Annotated in this window: 21 protein-coding genes; 8 read left to right on the forward strand and 13 right to left on the reverse strand. The window is 43.2% G+C overall.

All coding sequences use genetic code 11. The annotated features are described in order from the left end of the window. Positions 1-75: 75 nt before the first annotated feature. Both RBH91_RS17480 and RBH91_RS17485 read left to right on the forward strand, forming a co-directional pair. Positions 76-660, forward strand: coding sequence for a TetR/AcrR family transcriptional regulator (locus tag RBH91_RS17480; RefSeq protein ID WP_307892355.1), 585 nt, complete (start codon positions 76-78; stop codon positions 658-660). Continuing rightward, on the forward strand, positions 657-1,337 hold the full coding sequence (locus RBH91_RS17485) for a YqeB family protein (RefSeq protein WP_449727719.1): 681 nt from the start codon (positions 657-659) through the stop codon (positions 1,335-1,337). Before RBH91_RS17480 ends, RBH91_RS17485 begins: the two co-directional genes overlap by 4 nt. 102 nt (positions 1,338-1,439) lie before the next feature. Here the strand turns inward: RBH91_RS17485 and RBH91_RS17490 are convergent, their stop codons facing one another. From RBH91_RS17490 to RBH91_RS17505, 4 genes are all read right to left on the reverse strand, one after another. Then, on the reverse strand, positions 1,440-2,225 hold the full coding sequence (locus tag RBH91_RS17490) for a GH12 family glycosyl hydrolase domain-containing protein (protein WP_307892357.1): 786 nt from the start codon (positions 2,223-2,225) through the stop codon (positions 1,440-1,442). A 191-nt stretch (positions 2,226-2,416) separates the two neighbouring features. After that, positions 2,417-3,706: a hemolysin family protein gene (locus RBH91_RS17495; RefSeq protein WP_307892358.1), complete on the reverse strand. Its 1,290-nt coding sequence runs from the start codon at positions 3,704-3,706 to the stop codon at positions 2,417-2,419. 52 nt (positions 3,707-3,758) lie between these two features. Further along, positions 3,759-4,433 (reverse strand): zinc metallopeptidase, encoded by a 675-nt coding sequence (locus RBH91_RS17500; RefSeq protein ID WP_076762182.1) that lies wholly within the window; start codon positions 4,431-4,433, stop codon positions 3,759-3,761. A 99-nt stretch (positions 4,434-4,532) separates the two neighbouring features. Further along, a complete protein-coding gene (locus tag RBH91_RS17505) occupies positions 4,533-4,757 on the reverse strand; it encodes a YuzI family membrane protein (protein ID WP_076762140.1) in 225 nt (74 codons plus the stop codon). 181 nt (positions 4,758-4,938) lie between these two features. Between RBH91_RS17505 and RBH91_RS17510 the strand changes: the two genes are divergently transcribed. Next, positions 4,939-5,193, forward strand: a complete 255-nt coding sequence (locus tag RBH91_RS17510) for a protein mistic (protein WP_076762141.1) — start codon at positions 4,939-4,941, stop codon at positions 5,191-5,193. Beyond that, on the forward strand, positions 5,190-6,173 hold the full coding sequence (locus RBH91_RS17515) for a potassium channel family protein (RefSeq protein WP_307892359.1): 984 nt from the start codon (positions 5,190-5,192) through the stop codon (positions 6,171-6,173). The genes RBH91_RS17510 and RBH91_RS17515 overlap by 4 nt, the downstream gene beginning before the upstream one ends. Here the strand turns inward: RBH91_RS17515 and RBH91_RS17520 are convergent. Further along, on the reverse strand, positions 6,170-6,574 hold the full coding sequence (locus tag RBH91_RS17520; RefSeq protein WP_307892360.1) for a YugN-like family protein: 405 nt from the start codon (positions 6,572-6,574) through the stop codon (positions 6,170-6,172). The two genes, RBH91_RS17515 and RBH91_RS17520, sit on opposite strands and share 4 nt — an antisense overlap. 40 nt (positions 6,575-6,614) lie before the next feature. Further along, positions 6,615-7,181, reverse strand: a complete 567-nt coding sequence (locus RBH91_RS17525) for a DUF421 domain-containing protein (protein ID WP_307892361.1) — start codon at positions 7,179-7,181, stop codon at positions 6,615-6,617. A gap of 125 nt (positions 7,182-7,306) precedes the next feature. On the opposite strand from RBH91_RS17525, the gene RBH91_RS17530 reads away from it, so the two are divergent. Then, on the forward strand, positions 7,307-7,783 hold the full coding sequence (locus tag RBH91_RS17530) for a TspO/MBR family protein (protein ID WP_307892362.1): 477 nt from the start codon (positions 7,307-7,309) through the stop codon (positions 7,781-7,783). Positions 7,784-7,855: 72 nt separating this feature from the next. Next, positions 7,856-8,386, forward strand: coding sequence for a GNAT family N-acetyltransferase (locus RBH91_RS17535; RefSeq protein ID WP_307892363.1), 531 nt, complete (start codon positions 7,856-7,858; stop codon positions 8,384-8,386). A gap of 21 nt (positions 8,387-8,407) precedes the next feature. Here the strand turns inward: RBH91_RS17535 and RBH91_RS17540 are convergent, their stop codons facing one another. Further along, positions 8,408-9,760, reverse strand: a complete 1,353-nt coding sequence (locus RBH91_RS17540) for a glucose-6-phosphate isomerase (RefSeq protein ID WP_076762147.1) — start codon at positions 9,758-9,760, stop codon at positions 8,408-8,410. A 303-nt stretch (positions 9,761-10,063) separates the two neighbouring features. Further along, positions 10,064-11,227: an iron-containing alcohol dehydrogenase gene (locus RBH91_RS17545; RefSeq protein WP_307892364.1), complete on the reverse strand. Its 1,164-nt coding sequence runs from the start codon at positions 11,225-11,227 to the stop codon at positions 10,064-10,066. A 136-nt stretch (positions 11,228-11,363) separates the two neighbouring features. Between RBH91_RS17545 and RBH91_RS17550 the strand changes: the two genes are divergently transcribed. Next, positions 11,364-11,600, forward strand: a complete 237-nt coding sequence (locus RBH91_RS17550) for a DUF378 domain-containing protein (protein WP_076762150.1) — start codon at positions 11,364-11,366, stop codon at positions 11,598-11,600. A gap of 252 nt (positions 11,601-11,852) precedes the next feature. Here the strand turns inward: RBH91_RS17550 and yugI are convergent, their stop codons facing one another. The 3 genes from yugI to RBH91_RS17565 all read right to left on the reverse strand — a co-directional run bounded on the left by yugI (position 11,853) and on the right by RBH91_RS17565 (position 14,133). Further along, positions 11,853-12,242 (reverse strand): S1 domain-containing post-transcriptional regulator GSP13, encoded by a 390-nt coding sequence (gene yugI / locus RBH91_RS17555; protein ID WP_076762151.1) that lies wholly within the window; start codon positions 12,240-12,242, stop codon positions 11,853-11,855. 228 nt (positions 12,243-12,470) lie between these two features. Beyond that, a complete protein-coding gene (locus RBH91_RS17560) occupies positions 12,471-13,631 on the reverse strand; it encodes an aminotransferase (protein WP_307892366.1) in 1,161 nt (386 codons plus the stop codon). A 1-nt stretch (position 13,632) separates the two neighbouring features. Then, entirely contained in the window at positions 13,633-14,133 is a 501-nt protein-coding gene (locus tag RBH91_RS17565; RefSeq protein WP_076762153.1) for an Lrp/AsnC family transcriptional regulator, read from the reverse strand. A 201-nt stretch (positions 14,134-14,334) separates the two neighbouring features. Between RBH91_RS17565 and RBH91_RS17570 the strand changes: the two genes are divergently transcribed. Then, positions 14,335-15,156: an alpha/beta fold hydrolase gene (locus tag RBH91_RS17570; protein WP_076762154.1), complete on the forward strand. Its 822-nt coding sequence runs from the start codon at positions 14,335-14,337 to the stop codon at positions 15,154-15,156. Positions 15,157-15,213: 57 nt separating this feature from the next. Here the strand turns inward: RBH91_RS17570 and RBH91_RS17575 are convergent, their stop codons facing one another. After that, a complete protein-coding gene (locus tag RBH91_RS17575) occupies positions 15,214-15,468 on the reverse strand; it encodes a DUF1871 family protein (protein WP_148956427.1) in 255 nt (84 codons plus the stop codon). 77 nt (positions 15,469-15,545) lie between these two features. Continuing rightward, a complete protein-coding gene (locus RBH91_RS17580) occupies positions 15,546-16,043 on the reverse strand; it encodes a hypothetical protein (protein WP_307892367.1) in 498 nt (165 codons plus the stop codon). Between the last annotated feature and the right edge of the window lie 44 nt (positions 16,044-16,087).

Raw genomic sequence — 16,087 nt, forward strand, 5'->3', positions numbered from 1 at the left:
AGTTTATATCGCACTTGTTTTTTTACCTATCGGTAAGTAAAATTAATATACAGATGATGCTAAGGATTGATTTTAATGAAAAAGAAAAGCAGTACAAAAGAAGCGATTGTTGAAGCAGCATTTACTCTTATCGCTCGACACGGTCTAAAAAGTACGAGCTTATCAATGATTGCGTCAGAAGTAGGCATTTCAAAACCTGCTATTTACTATTATTTCTCATCTAAAGAAGAGCTGGTCGATCACCTTTTTCATTTAGTATTTGATGACCACCATTTCTCTGCTTATTTTTCAATCAATGAGTACACGAAGGAGAATTTTAAAAAACGGTTAATAGCAGACGGCATGCGCTATTTTGAAGAGTATAAACATAACACTCCTGCTTTGAAAGTGGTACACGAGTTTGTTTTAAGTGCAGCACAAAGACCAAAATATGAGAACAAGCTTAAATCTATTATGGAACACTTCTTAGAAGGTTTTGATGCATTACTTTCTTACGGTGTTGAACTCGGTGTCATCTCTTCTCAAAACACCAAGGTGAATGCACATACCCTTGCGCTTGTTATTGATAATTTGGGTAATTTCATGATCTTCGGAATTGAAATGGATTATAAAAAAATATGGGAAACAGCAGTCAGTAATGTAATGAAAGGCAGTGAATGATTTTGAATCAGGAAACGATGATTGGATTATCAAAAATAGAAAAAGCTCTATATTGGATGATTCCGCCAGTTTTAGGGGCTGTTCTTGGATGGTTTTTGCCTGTTATTGCAGAATGGGTATTGACTATTCCTATTGTTCCTTTTAAAGGGCCTTTAGAATTTATCACATCATTAAACAGTTTCTGGGTATCTGTTATCGCTGCAGTTATCGGTATTATTGCCGGCCTGTTTTTTTCTCAATATATTTTCAATGAAATTCTTAAAGTGTTCATTTCTGATCAAAACGTAAGGTTGTTATTTAAAGAGAAAGAAGAAATCATTGAGAAAAAAGACATTTCTACAGTTTATCTTGAGAATAAGGATCTTGTTATTCTTGGTGATAGCGGCAATGAATTGTACCGTGAACAGATTGAATCAAAGAAAGCTCTTGTTGAAAGTGCTTTTAAAAATCACGGTTATAAATGGGCAGAAGAGGATCCCTTCAAGAATCAGTATCAACGCTGGGTTGCGGATCATCCTGATTTCCCCTCACATATCAATACTCTTCTTTTAGCTAGAGAACGGGCAATGCTGGAAAATAAACATGAAGAGGCAAAAATCTTGCGCAAAGACCTGGCAAAGCTTGGAGTGGTCATTCAGGATGAGAGTAAGCGGCAATACGTCAGGATGGTATCGTAATATTTCTGAACCAATATCTGAAGACGTATCTCCTATAAAAAAAGAAAGTTTGGAACAAACAAAACACCGCCCTTTTCTAAAGGAGCGGTGCTCTCTAAAACATCAGCGGACCTTGACGTCCCAATTGGAAATATTGATTTGTCCTGTTCCTCCGAACACTTCTGTGCCAAATTCAACACTGCTGACATACTTCGTTTTGCTTAGCCATTTTTTTGAATCTGCAAGATAATTTGTGAAATCGCGGATGTTCAAGCTGGCGCTCTGAATATTTGACGTTCTGACAAACGAATAGACATTCCATCCTTTTCCGTTTCCGGCATCAATATAGCCTTTGTAAACCTTCCAATTATGACCGCCGACTGAAACGGTTTCGACATATGAACCGGCCGGTCCGGCATTTTTATTGTTCAGCCAAATCATAATCTCATCGGTTGGCGTTGAATCCCAGCTCGCTTGATTTGTATTGTGCAGCCAAATGTCATATGCCGCATTGTAAGTTCCGTCCGCACTGATCGAATAGCTGACTTTTGTGTTGATGTTTTTTTGATCTGACAATCGGGTTGGGAAGCCGCTACCCGCGGTATAGCCTTCTGTCCAATGCCAGCCGCTGACGATCGACGGATAGGCTTTGACTGTGCTTGTGCTGCTCGGCCAATTCCATACCCAGCCCAGATCGGAATCACTGTTGTGATAGATGGTCTGCCACCAGCCGCTGACTTGATCGGCCCCCCATACATTGTTGAATATGTAGTATTTTTTGTTTTTAAAATACATTTTATCCGATGGTGTTGAAGAAGATGCGGCAAGTGCCGTGAGCGGACCCGCCAATAAAATGATAAATGCCGCACTCCACAGCAGAACGGATTTTAAGAAACGATTGTTGTTCACGTTTTACAAACCTCCTCGTGTGTATACACGATATTATAAAAAAAAACGGTCAGCTTCACATTCGCAAAAAGTCATGATCTTCCATAGATCAATACGCTTATCTTTAAAGAAACCTCCATAATTTTGAAATATGGACATCCTTTAGAACTAAAAAACAGCCGCGGCCAAACGCAGCTGCTTCTCTTTTAGATTTAAAAATCTGTTTTTTTAATTTCGATAAAGCGGATATGATGATCTTCGGCATCAAGAATTTTAAATTCACAGCCTTCCGTCTTAAAAACATCGCCGTTTTTCAGCTCCATTTTTTGCGTCAAGAGCCATCCGGCAATCGTGTCAACCTCTTCATGGTCGATCGCAATATGCAGCAGATCATTTACTTCATCGATTAATGCTTTTCCGTCCATTATATAATGATGTTCGCCCTTTTTAATAATGTGGGGCATTTCATCTTGATCATATTCGTCCCTGATTTCTCCGACGATTTCTTCCAATATGTCTTCAACCGTTACCAGACCTGCCGTACCGCCGTATTCATCAACAAGAATCGCCATATGAATTTGCTCTTTCTGCATCCGAATCAGCAGTTCCTGGATCGGTATGCTCTCAATCACCCTGATCACCGGCCTCGCTAATTCGGTCAAAGGAATCGGCTGATCAAGAAAGTAGGATTTAAACAGGTCCTTGCTGTTGACGATACCGATAATATGGTCTTTATCATCCTTAATGATCGGATATCTCGTATAGCGTTCATTAATGACGGTTTCAATCGCTTCTTTAATAGACTGGTCTGCCGAAAGCGTCGCAATCTCCGTTCTCGGCACCATGATTTCCCTTGCCAGCCTGTTGTCGAATTCAAAAATTTTGTTGACATACTTATACTCGGACTGATTGATTTCACCTTTTTTATAGCTTTCAGAAAGCATGAGCCGCAGCTCTTCCTCACTGATCGCCACTTCATGCTCTTTGACCGAATGGAAACCAAAAAGTCTGGTCAGCAGGCGGGCCGAGCCGTTTAATAATTTAATGAAAGGAAACATGATTTTATAAAAAATAATGAGCGGTTTCGCCGTCCACAGGCTGACGGCTTCCGCTTTTTGAATGGCGATCGTTTTCGGGGCCAGCTCTCCAACCACAACATGCAAAAACGTAATGATTACAAAAGCGGTCACAACAGATGCGACCCTCAATACGGACTCGGGCAGACCGAAATATTCGAACAGCGGGTGAATGATCTGTTCAAACGTTGATTCCCCGAGCCAGCCGAGCCCTAAAGCGGTGATCGTGATTCCCAGCTGGCAGGCTGACAAATATTCATCAAGATTTGAAATCACCCTTTTGGCTGCAATTGCCCGCGCATCCCCATTCTCTACCAATTGATCGATTTTTGTACCGCGAATTTTGACAATCGCAAACTCGGCGACAACGAAAAAAGCCGTAGCTGCAATTAAAAGCATGACGAGTATGAGATTCAGGATATTCAAAAAAAACCCTTACCAAACAACATGGTAAGGGGCCACCTCCTCTGACTAATGGTTAGTCATTACGACCGGACAGGAAAATCGCTACGAAGCGCAGCAGCTCAAACAATGAAACAAGTGCTGCAGCTACATATGTCAAAGCCGCGGCATCAAGTACTTTGCTGACGCCTCTTTCTTCAGTGTTGCGGATCATTCCTTCTGAAACGATGATCCTTTTTGCCCGAGAGCTTGCATTGAATTCAACAGGCAGCGTCACAAGCTGAAAGAATACGGCTGCGGAAAACAAAATGATTCCGAGTCCAATCAGATTCAGGCTTCCGAGCAGCATGCCTCCGATAAATAAAAACGGCGCTACTCCTGAAGAAAAATTCACAACCGGAAACATCTTATGTCTTAAAACAAGAGCGCCGTATGATTCCTGATGCTGTAAGGCATGTCCGCATTCATGGGAAGCAACTGAAACGGAAGCGATCGAACGGCCGTAATATACAGGCTCTGATAATCGTACAACGCGCGCTGTCGGGTCATAATGGTCTGTCAAGGTTCCTCTTACCGGTTCAACCGGAACATCGTAAAGGCCGTTTCGGTCGAGAATCTGTCTCGCCACTTCAGCCCCTGTTCTCCCGCTTGAGGCCTCTACTTTTGAATATTTTTCAAAATTGTTCTTTACTTTAAATTGTGCCCAAATCGATAAACCTAATGCAGCAAATGTCAACACTAAAAAAATCATGCTCATGCAATCATCTTCCCTCTTATATGAAATAGTTTAAAATTCATGATTGTAAAATATATTTTATTTGAGGGACTCTCTTTTGTACAGAAAAGTGCACTACCTGGTTTTTCGCGGAAAACAAACCCCGATAAACAAAAACACCATTCCTAAAATCATGACGTATAACGGCGGCCTTACGGTCAGTTCCTTGAAAAATTCCCTCCAGAACACCTCATCTGAAGAATGTTGAACGGCATTTAAATCAAAAATAAATTGAATGGACGCTCCGGCCATCAGCTGGCCGCCGATCAAAATCATGAAGAGCCTCATTAAACAGGACATTCAACTCGCATCCCTCACCCGTTTTGTAAAATTGTATGGAAGGACGGGGATGGTTATGCAGGCGTCTAAAAATATCTCATCTCCATCATTTATTGTCGGTTAACAAGGATGCGTTTTTACCTGAAAAATTTTTGCAAAAGAGGGATATACTGAATAAAAAGAGATCTCGGGTGGTGGCACGGTGAAAGTAACAGATCAAGAAAAAGAGCAGTTAAGCACGGCAATCGATAAAATGAATGAAGGTCTTGATGCATTCATTCTGCTTTACAATGAAGCGGAAAAGGACGAGCCTTTGATTAAGTATGAAGATGAGACAGCAGACATTATCAAACAAGCAATTGAACAGTATGGGGAAGAAAGCATCAATCAGAAATTAAATGCGATCATAAAAGAAATCTTATCATTTTCCCTTTTGAAGGATGGTGAGAAAACGTGAAATCCAACCGGGTTTTCATCGCATGGCTCAGATGGCCGATCTATACCCGTATTGCAATCATCATCCTTTTATTGATCATCATTTTTGGACAGCTGATCTCCTTGGTTGAGCCTGAACAGTTTTCAAATGTTTTTGATGGTATTTGGTGGGCGCTCATTACCGTCTCAACAGTCGGATACGGCGATTCGGTACCGAAGACGCCTGCTGGAAAAGTGGTCAGCATGCTGCTCATTTTATTGGGAGCGGCTTTTGTGACGGCTTATTTTGCAACGATGGCGACAGCCGCTTTCAGCAAACAGCAGCGCTATGCAGAAGGAAAGGTGAATTACAGGGGCAGGGGGCATATGATCCTTGTCGGCTGGAACGAAAAATCCAATAAACTGATGCGAACCTTACAGTCCGCCAATCCAGGGAGAACAATCGTGCTGATCGATGAAACCCTACAGGAAGGTCCTCTGATGGAAAACATCCATTTCATCAGAGGACATCCTGCAGACGATTCCACTTTAAAAAATGCGAATATCGAAGAAGCCGACATTGTATTTATCACCGCCAATCAGCATAAAAACGAAGCAGCCGCAGATATGCAGTCCATCTTAACATTGCTCGCTGTCAAAGGCCTGAATCCTTCTGTGTATTGCGTCGTTGAAATCCTGACGGAAAAACAAAGAAAGAATGCCGAACGGGCCGGAGCCAATCAAATCATCAGCACAGCTGATCTTTTGAAAACGGCTATGCTGCAGCATTTTCTCATTAAAAGCCAGCTTGCGGATCCGTTTTTCCAGGAAGCCGACATTCATTTAAAAGTGCACGCCTTCCCTGTTCCGGAACATATGGAGGGCTGTTCTTTTCAAGATGTCATCCAGCATTTTATGAATGACAACATTTTAATTATCGGTATTCAGCAAAAAGACGGCCCTGCTTTGTCGCCTTCCTTTTCATATAAAATTCAGCCGACTGACCAGCTGCTGTCGCTCTAAGATAACAGCGCTTTTTCAAGCTCTTTGATATAGGAGCGGCCAAGATCTTCATAAACGCCGGGAATATCGGCGTCTTTTTCCTTAGGCTCTGCAAATTGGTCGAAGGATGCCCGAAAATTCCCCTGAATGACGTGATCATCCAACCCTTCTTGATATACGTGGCGAAGCAAAAACGGCTTGCCCAATTTGACAGTTGCATTTTGAGAATCGAGCTGTCCGTCTTCCGCCTCAAATGGCAGCCGCAAAAACAGATATCCGTCTTCGTCATCGATCTTATAGTCAAAAAACCCGCGGTCATACTCCCATCCCCCGCTGATCACATAACCGAGGGGCTTTAGCGTTTGTTCGAGATGATAAAGAGAGAAAGAACGATTTTCAAGTTCAGAAGGTAAGCTAATCATTTTAAAAAATCTCCTTTTTTCGTTTTTAAAAAGCCTTTAATTATCGTAAGCGCTTGTCATGTTCGTTCATATGACCATCGGTGATTTCTTTAAACATGGTGTCCTCCGGCTGCTGTATATTGTTTTGCATTTGGAGAAATTTTTTATACTCTCCCATAGTAAAAGGCTTTGCGTCATCTTTTAGTTCATAGCCAATCTGGCCATTTGATTCAAGCGTTGCGTTTTTCACATCCGCTATTTTTGAAATCCCCTGAGTTCTTAGCCTCATTTCCACTTGGTCGACGGTCAGCCGGTGTTTTTTGAGATTGTGGATTTGCAGCTGTCCGTTTTCAATCAGCATTACGGCTTTTCCCGCCATCATGCTTTCAAAAAAGTCAAACTTCATTTTTAAATATTCGATCACTAGCAGGACGATGATAAAGATCGTGGCGGCCGCCAACGTTTTGAAGATGCTGTCTTCGATGATCGGCTGAACAATGACCGTTCCGATTGAAATCATGACGACGGTTGTGGCTATAGTCATCTGCGATATTGATTTTCTTCCCGAAATTCTCAGCAGAAAAATCCCCGATAAAATGAGAAACAGTGTTTCAAGTACAAAAAACATGATCTCACTCCAAACCATTTTATTTTTTATTATGGTTCACAAGTGTATTCTGTATGAGTATGTTTCAATAAAAAAAGGGAAAGACAGAGGTAGGCTTGCAAAATTTTTGATTGGAGGGATTCATTTTGGAGCGTAAAGGTATTGGTTCAGCAGTCCTCGTGTTCATCATTACATATGCGCTGTTTTCATTGGCTGGCGTTTTATTTCCCGTTGACCGCGAATGGTACGAATCCTTAAACAAACCGGAATGGACGCCAAAAAGCAGTTTCATCGGAGGCGTATGGAGTGTACTGTTCGGATTGATTTCATTGTCTGCGGCTATTGTCCATACAAAATACGGATTTAAACATACAGCAATGATCTTCTGGATCATGCTGATCATCAACTATGTTTTTAATCAGGCATTCAGTTACTTTCAATTTACGGAAAAAGATTTGTTCGCTTCAGCGGTTGACTCCTTCCTCGTCGCTCTTACGGCTCTTGCACTTGCCGTCATTTCACGAAAAGCAGGCAAAACGGTTTCCATTCTTCTCATTCCTTATGTACTGTGGAGTTTTTTCGCTACTTATTTGGCTTATACAATCTATCTGATGAATCCTTAAGCATTCCAGCATCCTTTACCGGCTGAAGCCGTGATAAAATGATGATGACTAATCATAAAGGATGATGGATCGATGAAGGACTATTTTCTCCAAACAAAACGTATTGGATTTTCTATATGGTCAAAAGAGAATCTGAATTTGGCCGAAGCATTGTGGGGAGATCCTGATGTGACCAGATATATTTCTGCAGAAGGGGAGTTGACAGCAGAAGAGGTAAAAGACCGTTTGCTCATGGAAATCAATCAATATCAAGAGCATGGAGTCCAATACTTCCCAATTTTTGAAGCAGAAGAGAATGTATTCATTGGATGCTGCGGGCTGCGCCCCTATGACTTTAAAAGTGGAATTTATGAAATTGGATGCCATCTCATACATACAATGTGGGGTAAAGGCTATGCAGGTGAAGCAGCCAGAGCTATGATTGATTATGCCTTTAAAGAAATAAAAGCAAACAAGCTGTTTGCAGGGCATCACCCCGAAAATTCAGCTTCGCGAAAGTTTTTGGAAAAGCTGGGCTTTCACTACACACACGACGAATTTTATCAGCCGACAGGGCTTCAGCACCCCTCATATGTATTAAAACAACAGCCTCCCGGTTCATAAGCACGGGAGGCTGTTTCATTATTATTGATCCAAGCGTTTTTCAAGCTCCGCTTTTTTCTCTTCAAAACCCGGTTTGCCGAGAAGCGCGAACATGTTGACTTTGTACGCCTCTACTCCCGGCTGGTCAAACGGATTGACGCCGAGCAGGTATCCGCTCATCGCGCAGGCTTTTTCAAAGAAGTACACAAGATAGCCAAACGTATAGGCGTTCATTTCCGGCACGTTGACAATCAGGTTCGGTACATTTCCGTCCGTATGGGCAAGCATAGTGCCTTGGAACGCTTTTTTATTGACGAAATCGACTGTTTTGCCGGCAAGATAGTTTAAGCCGTCAAGATCATTATCGGCTTCTTCGATCGTCAGTTCATGTCTTGGCTTTTCAACATTCAAGACGGTTTCAAACATATCTCTTCTTCCTTCTTGAACATATTGTCCAAGAGAATGGAGATCAGTTGAGAAATTGGCGGAAGAAGGATAGATGCCTTTTTCGTCTTTCCCTTCACTTTCTCCAAAGAGCTGTTTCCACCATTCTGCAAAGTACTGAAGGCCAGGCTCATAGTTGATCAGCATTTCGATTGTTTTGCCTTTATTATAAAGGACGTTTCTGACAACGGCATACTGGTAGGCCGGATTTTCTTCAAGCTCTGATGAAGAAAAGTCTTTGCTTGCATCTCGTGCGCCCTTCATCATATCATCAATATCGGCTCCGCTGACGGCAATCGGAAGCAGACCAACCGCTGTAAGGACGGAGAACCGCCCGCCGACATCGTCAGGAATGACGAATGACTCAAACCCTTCCTCATTTGCAAGCGTTTTTAATGCGCCTCGCTCTTTATCCGTCGTCGCATAAATGCGGCGTTTCGCTTCTTCTTTTCCGTACTTGTCTTCAAGAAGCTTGCGGAAAATCCGGAAAGCGATCGCAGGCTCTGTTGTCGTGCCTGATTTAGAAATAACGTTAATTGAAAAATCAGCGTCTTCGAGAAGATCCATGACATCTTTCATATATGAAGAGCTGATGTTGTTGCCGATAAAAATAACTTGAGGCGTTTTCCGTTTTTCTTTCGGCAGCGTATTGTAGAATGAATGGTTCAGCATTTCGATCGCCGCTCTTGCGCCGAGGTATGAGCCGCCGATACCCACAACCAATAAGACATCTGAATCGTTTTTAATTTTTTCAGCGCACTTTTTAATGCGGGCAAACTCTTCTTGATCGTAGTCAGTCGGAAGATCCACCCAGCCTAAAAAGTCGCTGCCCGCACCTGTTTTTTCATGAATGGTGTGATGGGCGACTTTTACGAAATCCCGCAGATATGTAAGTTCTTGTTCTTTAAAGAATGGCAATGCTCTTGAGTAGTCAAAACGAACATGCGTCATATTAATAAACCTCCAGTACTCACTGTTTTCTTAAATCCCCGCCAGCGCTTTCATTCTCACCAAAGCTCCGGCTTAAAGGGTTGTTAAACATGTCGATTTACGGCGACAGCCTCTTCCCTTTTCACTTTATATGAACTCTTTCGTTAAATCAAGTGATGAAAAAGGTACGGCACCTGGCATGCGGCGGCTGAACGGCCAAAAATACCCGATTTCTTCATGCACTTTTCATTTTTGTCAAAATGACAACAAATAAAAAAGCGGCTCAGGAAGGAGGACCCTACCTGAGCCGTCTTTTCAGAAACTCTACAAAGAAGCCTTCAAGATAGCCAGAACATCCGCTTTATTCAACGTTTTGAAGCGGCCGAATTCTCCGTTGGCCATCGCTTTGTCAGCAATAAGATCAAGCTTTTCATCCGTGATGTCATAATCGGCGAGGCGATTTGGCGCTCCGAGGCTTGTCCAAAACTCGGAAAGCTTTTCAATACCCGCCAAAGCAACTTCACGATCAGTTTTGCCTGTTTCATCAATATTGAATACGCGGACGGCAAGCTGTTTAAAGCGGCCGACATTTTCAGACAGCGTGTGCTTCATCCAGTTCGGGAAAAGAATCGCAAGCCCTCCGGCATGCGGAATATCGTAAACCGCAGAGACAGCGTGTTCGATATTGTGAGTCGCCCAGTCACCGCGCGCGCCCATTGAAAGCATACCGTTAAGCGCAATTGTCCCAGTATAAAGAATCGTTTCGCGGAGCTCATAGTTTTCAAGGTCTTCTATAAGCTTCGGAGCGGCTTCAATCACCGTTCTTAAAAGGGACTCGCACATCCGGTCCTGATAAGGGGTATTTTCGGTATGGTGAAAATATTGTTCAAACACGTGGGACATCATGTCGACCATGCCGTAAATCGTATGGTCTTTAGGCACCGTGAAGGTGTTGACCGGATCAAGTATCGAGAATTTAGGGAATACAAGCGGGCTTCCCCATCCGTACTTTTCATTGGTTTCCCAATTGGTAATAACAGAGCCTGAATTCATTTCCGATCCAGTCGCCGCTAATGTCAAAACCGTTCCGAACGGCAGCGCATCAGTCGGAATATGTTTCTTGGTGACAATGTCCCAGGCATCGCCGTCATATTTCGCACCCGCGGCGATCGCTTTCGTACAGTCGATGACGCTTCCGCCTCCAACTGCCAGCAGAAAATCAATATCGTTCTCTTTGCAGATTGCTACCCCTTTATTGACTGTAGCGACGCGCGGATTCGGTTCAACTCCGGGCAGTTCATGAACGGCTACCCCCGCTTTTTCGAGGATAGAAATGACCTGATCGTATAAACCGCTTCGTTTAATACTGCCTCCCCCGTAAACGAGCAAAATATTCCGGCCATAGTGTTTAACCTCTTCTGAAAGCTTTTCAACTTCTCCGCGGCCGAAAATCAGTTTCGTGGGATTCCAATATGTAAAGTTATCCATGCAATCTCCTCCTTTAACCACTATTATGTTAAAACGTTGTCCGCCATGTAAAGCGATCTGCTCTTTATACGCATAAACTGTCCAAAACGGTCACAATCTATAAATGATTCACGACTAAAAAAGGAGGAATAAATAAATGAGTGTTATTCAGCGCATTGCACTGGTATTGACGATCATCGGAGCTATCAATTGGGGACTGATAGGATTTTTTCAATTTGACTTGGTAGCGGCCATTTTCGGAGGCCCTGGATCGGCTTTTTCCCGCACGATTTATGCGCTTGTCGGAATTGCTGGTCTGATTAATCTCGGCCTTTTATTTAAACCGGCTGAAGAAACCGCCGGAGAAGAAGCCAAACAGCCGGAAATGCGGTAGCCGGCATAAAAAAATAACTCCGGCGCAGGCCGGAGTTATCAGCGTGTCGACAAACCCTCGCTTTCGTTGTCAGGCCTGCGCGTCGGTGCTCACGAATTCCAACATTCGCTCCGCTCCGATGCTCGGCCTTCCTAGACTGCAAAGGTTTTCAATCACGCTGAAAGGATGACAAAATCCTAAAACTTTAAACCGTTTTAGGATTTTGTCAACAATCTATAACTCCGGCGCAGGCCGGAGTTATTTTTGTTAAGCTTACTTTTTAATTAAATCTTTTCTGTTTGACTGCTCGATCCACTCTTCAAGCTTATCTTTTAAAGTGTTGAAGCCTTGCGGAGCAGCCGCATCTTCAGCTTGGACTGATTTTGGTTTTCTAGGCTTGCTTTCTTTTCGTTCAGGAGCTGCCTGTGTAGCGCGGATTGAAAGGCTGATTTTTCCTTTTTCCTCATCTACAGAAAGAACTTTCACCTGCACTTCATCACCGATAGCCAAGTGCTCATTAATATCTTTAACGAAACCATGTGTTACCTCAGAAATATGCACAAGTCCCTGTGTTTCTTCATCTAAAGCAACAAACGCTCCATACGCCTGTAATCCAGTCACTTTTCCAGTGTAAACACTGCCCACTTCAAATTTTGCTGTCATAACTAACAACTCCTAAATCTTATGAATTTAATCTCTTTTTATACGCAATAAATAATTATATCATACAAGTCTCTTTTAAGCAAAAAACTTTTTGTTGAAAATCGATGTTTAAAACACACGCTAAAGGGGAATACTAAAGAATAATAAAGGCTTTCTAGTATTCCCCCCTTATTTTGGATGCGGACCTAATAAAAGGTGCGCATTTTTTTGTTCTCGAGAAATGAGCGGCTATATCTTTTCGACAAAGCGCTTCATTCTGGCGAGCGCTTCCTGAAGCTGTTCGAGTGAGGAAGCGTAGGAGCACCTGATATAGCCTTCACCACTCGGGCCAAATACATTGCCCGGAACGACGGCAACTTTTTCTTTCATGAGAAGTTGTTCTGCAAACGTCTCGGAATTCATGCCTGTTTTTTCAATTGAAGGGAACGCGTAAAAAGCGCCTCCCGGCTGGTGACAGTCAAGCCCAATCTCATTTAGGCTGTCGACAAACACATTCCGTCTGCGCCGGTAGCTTTTTTTCATCTTTTCAACATCTTCCATTCCGTTTTTAAGCGCTTCCTCTGCTGCAAATTGAGCCATGCTCGGTGCACACATCATCGAATATTGATGGATTTTAAGCATCGGCTCCCGTAAAAAAGCCGGAGCCGCGGCATATCCGAGACGCCAACCCGTCATGGCAAAACCTTTGGAAAATCCGGATATTAAAATCGTCCGCTCTTTCATTCCGCTGATTTCCGCAAAGCTTGTATATGGTTCATCATATGTAAGCTCGGCATAAATTTCATCGGCAATGACAATCAGATCTTGTTTTTCCGCAAAAACTGCGATGTCTTCCAGCTCTTTTCTTGAATAAACCGAACCGGTCGGATTTGACGGAGTGCAAAGAATGATTGCTTTTGTCCGCTCCGTCAAAGCTTCTTCAAAGTCTTCCGCCCTTGCCTTAAATCCCCGCGCTGCATTCGTATGAATATGAACCGCTTTCCCCCCCGCCAAAGAGACAAGCGCCTCATAAGCGACGAAACACGGCTCAGGAATCAGCACTTCTTCCCCTGGGTCTAGGATCGCCCTGACTGCGATATCGAGGGCCTGACTCGCTCCTACTGTCACAATCAGCTCATCCTCGGGCGAATAGTCAAGATGAAAGCGTTTATTTAAATAAGCGCTGATCTCCTTTCGTAAAGAGGGCAGACCGGCATTTGCCGTATATGAAGTGTAGCCCTGTTCAAGAGAAAGGATGCTCGCCTCTCTGACATTCCATGCCGTAACAAAGTCAGGCTCCCCGACACCCAAGGAAATGACGCCTTCCATGGTAGATGCGAGATCAAAAAACTTGCGGATGCCGGACGGTTTGATTTGCTGTGCTGCTTTGGATATATAAGTTGATCTCATTTTACGGAGACACCACGATTCTTTTGTCATCATCACCGGAGTCAAAAACTTTACCATCGTGCTTGTATTTCTTTAAAATAAAGTGGGTGGTTGTCGATACGACGGAATCAAGAGTCGATAATTTTTCGGACACGAAATGCGAAATATCCGACATCGTTCTGCCGCGGATGACAACTGAGAGATCGTAGACGCCAGACATTAAGTAAACGGATTCAACTTCCTGAAACCTGTAAATGCGTTCGGCCACTTCGTCAAAACCGACGCCTCGCTTTGGCGTCACCTTGACATCAATCATCGCCGTTACGCCTTCATGGCCGTCCACTTTACGCCAGTCGATCATCGTTGAATAATCAATGATGACCTTTTCTTTCTCAAGCTTTTCAATGATCGCTTTTGTTTCTTCCTGAGAAATATTCGCCATTTTGGCGATGGTTTCAGGTTCCAGCCGGCTGTTCTCCTCTAGAATTTCCAATATTTCTGTTTCTTTTTCGGTTAGTTTCATCTGTTATCACACCTTTATATGTCAAGAAATCTTCTGAATATTATAGCACGTTTTTCAGCGATTGTAAGTCGGTAAAAAAAAAGCGAAATACAGCGTGAAAAAAATTTTTTCGGGTACGATAAATAACATACTCTGACTGGCCTGACAACATACAGTCAGATTGTTTTACATGAAAGAAAACCATTCGGAGTGATTTTGATCATGCTGTTAACAAAACCTTCAATGCAAACCGTTCAAGGTGTCAACATATATTATGAACATTACGAAAATCCAGGCAGAACAACGCTTATTTTAATACACGGCTTTCTTTCCTCTTCGTTCTGCTACAGAAAGATTATTCCTCTTTTGAAGGATGAATTTAACTTAATTGCCATTGACTTGCCTCCGTTTGGACAGTCGGAAAAATCACGGACGTTCGTCTATACCTATCAAAACATGGCCAGGGTGGTCATCGAGCTGATCGAACGGCTGCATATTAAAGAAGCCGTCTTGGTGGGCCATTCAATGGGCGGCCAAATCTCGCTTTATGCCATAAAAGAAAGGCCGGAACTATTTAAAAAAGCCGTCCTGCTCTGCAGTTCAGGATATTTAAAGCGCTCACCGCGGCCGCTGATTTTCGGAAGCCACATCCCTTATTTCTATTTGTATATCAAACGCTGGCTGGCTAAACAGGGTGTACTGAAAAACCTTATGAATGTAGTCTATGACCGTTCTCTAATCGATCAGGAAATGATCAACGGCTATTTAAAGCCTTTTCTCGACGATCAGATATTCAGAGCGCTCGCACGCCTGATCAGACACAGGGAAGGCGATTTAACACCAGACGATTTAAAAAGAATAGAAACCCCCTCCCTTTTGATCTGGGGGGAAGAAGACCGCGTCGTTCCGGTTCAGATCGGAAAAAGGCTTCATCAGGATCTGCCCAATTCTATGTTTTATTCTTTAAAACATACCGGGCATCTCGTTCCTGAGGAAAATCCTGATTATGTTTCAGACAAAATCGTCGATTTCATCATGACATAAAAAAACCGCCGTCCGGCGGTTTTTAAACAGTTTTACGGAGTGAATGCATTTTGATGTTCAGCAGGAACTGCTGTCCTTGATCACAAGCAGCCGCTCTGCAAGCTTTATGCATGTTTCCAGAGGCAGCACATGATCAAATGACACTTCAAAAACGGTTTGAATCGTCTTTCCAAGCTGTCCTGCGTCGTCTTCCGTATAGACGGCCTGAACGATTTCCGCGGCTTCCGTTTCATAAAAATCAGGCCCGGCCTGGAATGGGTCCCATTCTTTTATGATGTGTATGATTTGAGCTGCCGCCTGACTTTCTTTCATATTTATCACCGCTTAACCTGTAATTTTACAAAGCTATTGTATCATAACCTGCGAATTCTTCGATATAAAACACCGTTTTAGAGGTCCGCCTTATTGGTTTTCCGCCGCCGGACGATCAAAAAAAGACCGATGCCATTGACCAGAACGAGGCCAAAAAGTGTATTGCCAAGAGGCGCCCAACCGCTTTCTCCCGTCAAAAACAGCGACAGTACAACCTTGCCGATCAGCGTCACATTCAATACGGCCAACCCCCACGTTAAGGAGCGCTTCCAAAATGCCGTGCCAATCAGCACGAGAAATCCCATCATAAAAATGATCGTTAAAATGGCTGTAACAGGGTCGGACAGGAGCTTGAGCTCGTAGTCCAAAACAGTTTGCATCTCAGGGTTGACCGTTTCCGGGACAGGAAACCAAAACATGCTGCTCATCATCAGCACAAATGTCATGATGACCCCCTTCCAGCTTCGCTTATAGCAAAAATAAGCGAGAACAACGAGAAACACCGGACGGATATACCAGCTCAGCGGATTAAGATGGCGCTGAAAGGCCCATTCAAGTATACTGTTCCACTCCATCCTGCAGTCACTCCTTTTTTTACGGGGACTTTCTTTGCTTAAAC

It is taken from the genome of Bacillus swezeyi, assembly GCF_030908325.1.
GTDB classification, from domain to species: domain Bacteria; phylum Bacillota; class Bacilli; order Bacillales; family Bacillaceae; genus Bacillus; species Bacillus swezeyi.

What these genes read in the sequence shown, in the direction of transcription:
- RBH91_RS17505 (WP_076762140.1), bottom strand. Translation starts at nt 4,757, where the DNA reads ATGTCCTGTTTAATGAGGCTCTTCATGATTTTGATCGGCGGCCAGCTG.
- RBH91_RS17550 (WP_076762150.1), top strand. Translation starts at nt 11,364, where the DNA reads ATGAGTGTTATTCAGCGCATTGCACTGGTATTGACGATCATCGGAGCT.
- RBH91_RS17580 (WP_307892367.1), bottom strand. Translation starts at nt 16,043, where the DNA reads ATGGAGTGGAACAGTATACTTGAATGGGCCTTTCAGCGCCATCTTAAT.
- RBH91_RS17485 (WP_449727719.1), top strand. Translation starts at nt 657, where the DNA reads ATGATTTTGAATCAGGAAACGATGATTGGATTATCAAAAATAGAAAAA.
- RBH91_RS17540 (WP_076762147.1), bottom strand. Translation starts at nt 9,760, where the DNA reads ATGACGCATGTTCGTTTTGACTACTCAAGAGCATTGCCATTCTTTAAA.
- RBH91_RS17520 (WP_307892360.1), bottom strand. Translation starts at nt 6,574, where the DNA reads ATGATTAGCTTACCTTCTGAACTTGAAAATCGTTCTTTCTCTCTTTAT.
- yugI (WP_076762151.1), bottom strand. Translation starts at nt 12,242, where the DNA reads ATGACAGCAAAATTTGAAGTGGGCAGTGTTTACACTGGAAAAGTGACT.
- RBH91_RS17565 (WP_076762153.1), bottom strand. Translation starts at nt 14,133, where the DNA reads ATGAAACTAACCGAAAAAGAAACAGAAATATTGGAAATTCTAGAGGAG.
- RBH91_RS17525 (WP_307892361.1), bottom strand. Translation starts at nt 7,181, where the DNA reads ATGTTTTTTGTACTTGAAACACTGTTTCTCATTTTATCGGGGATTTTT.
- RBH91_RS17570 (WP_076762154.1), top strand. Translation starts at nt 14,335, where the DNA reads ATGCTGTTAACAAAACCTTCAATGCAAACCGTTCAAGGTGTCAACATA.
- RBH91_RS17500 (WP_076762182.1), bottom strand. Translation starts at nt 4,433, where the DNA reads ATGATTTTTTTAGTGTTGACATTTGCTGCATTAGGTTTATCGATTTGG.
- RBH91_RS17480 (WP_307892355.1), top strand. Translation starts at nt 76, where the DNA reads ATGAAAAAGAAAAGCAGTACAAAAGAAGCGATTGTTGAAGCAGCATTT.
- RBH91_RS17535 (WP_307892363.1), top strand. Translation starts at nt 7,856, where the DNA reads ATGAAGGACTATTTTCTCCAAACAAAACGTATTGGATTTTCTATATGG.
- RBH91_RS17545 (WP_307892364.1), bottom strand. Translation starts at nt 11,227, where the DNA reads ATGGATAACTTTACATATTGGAATCCCACGAAACTGATTTTCGGCCGC.
- RBH91_RS17560 (WP_307892366.1), bottom strand. Translation starts at nt 13,631, where the DNA reads ATGAGATCAACTTATATATCCAAAGCAGCACAGCAAATCAAACCGTCC.
- RBH91_RS17575 (WP_148956427.1), bottom strand. Translation starts at nt 15,468, where the DNA reads ATGAAAGAAAGTCAGGCGGCAGCTCAAATCATACACATCATAAAAGAA.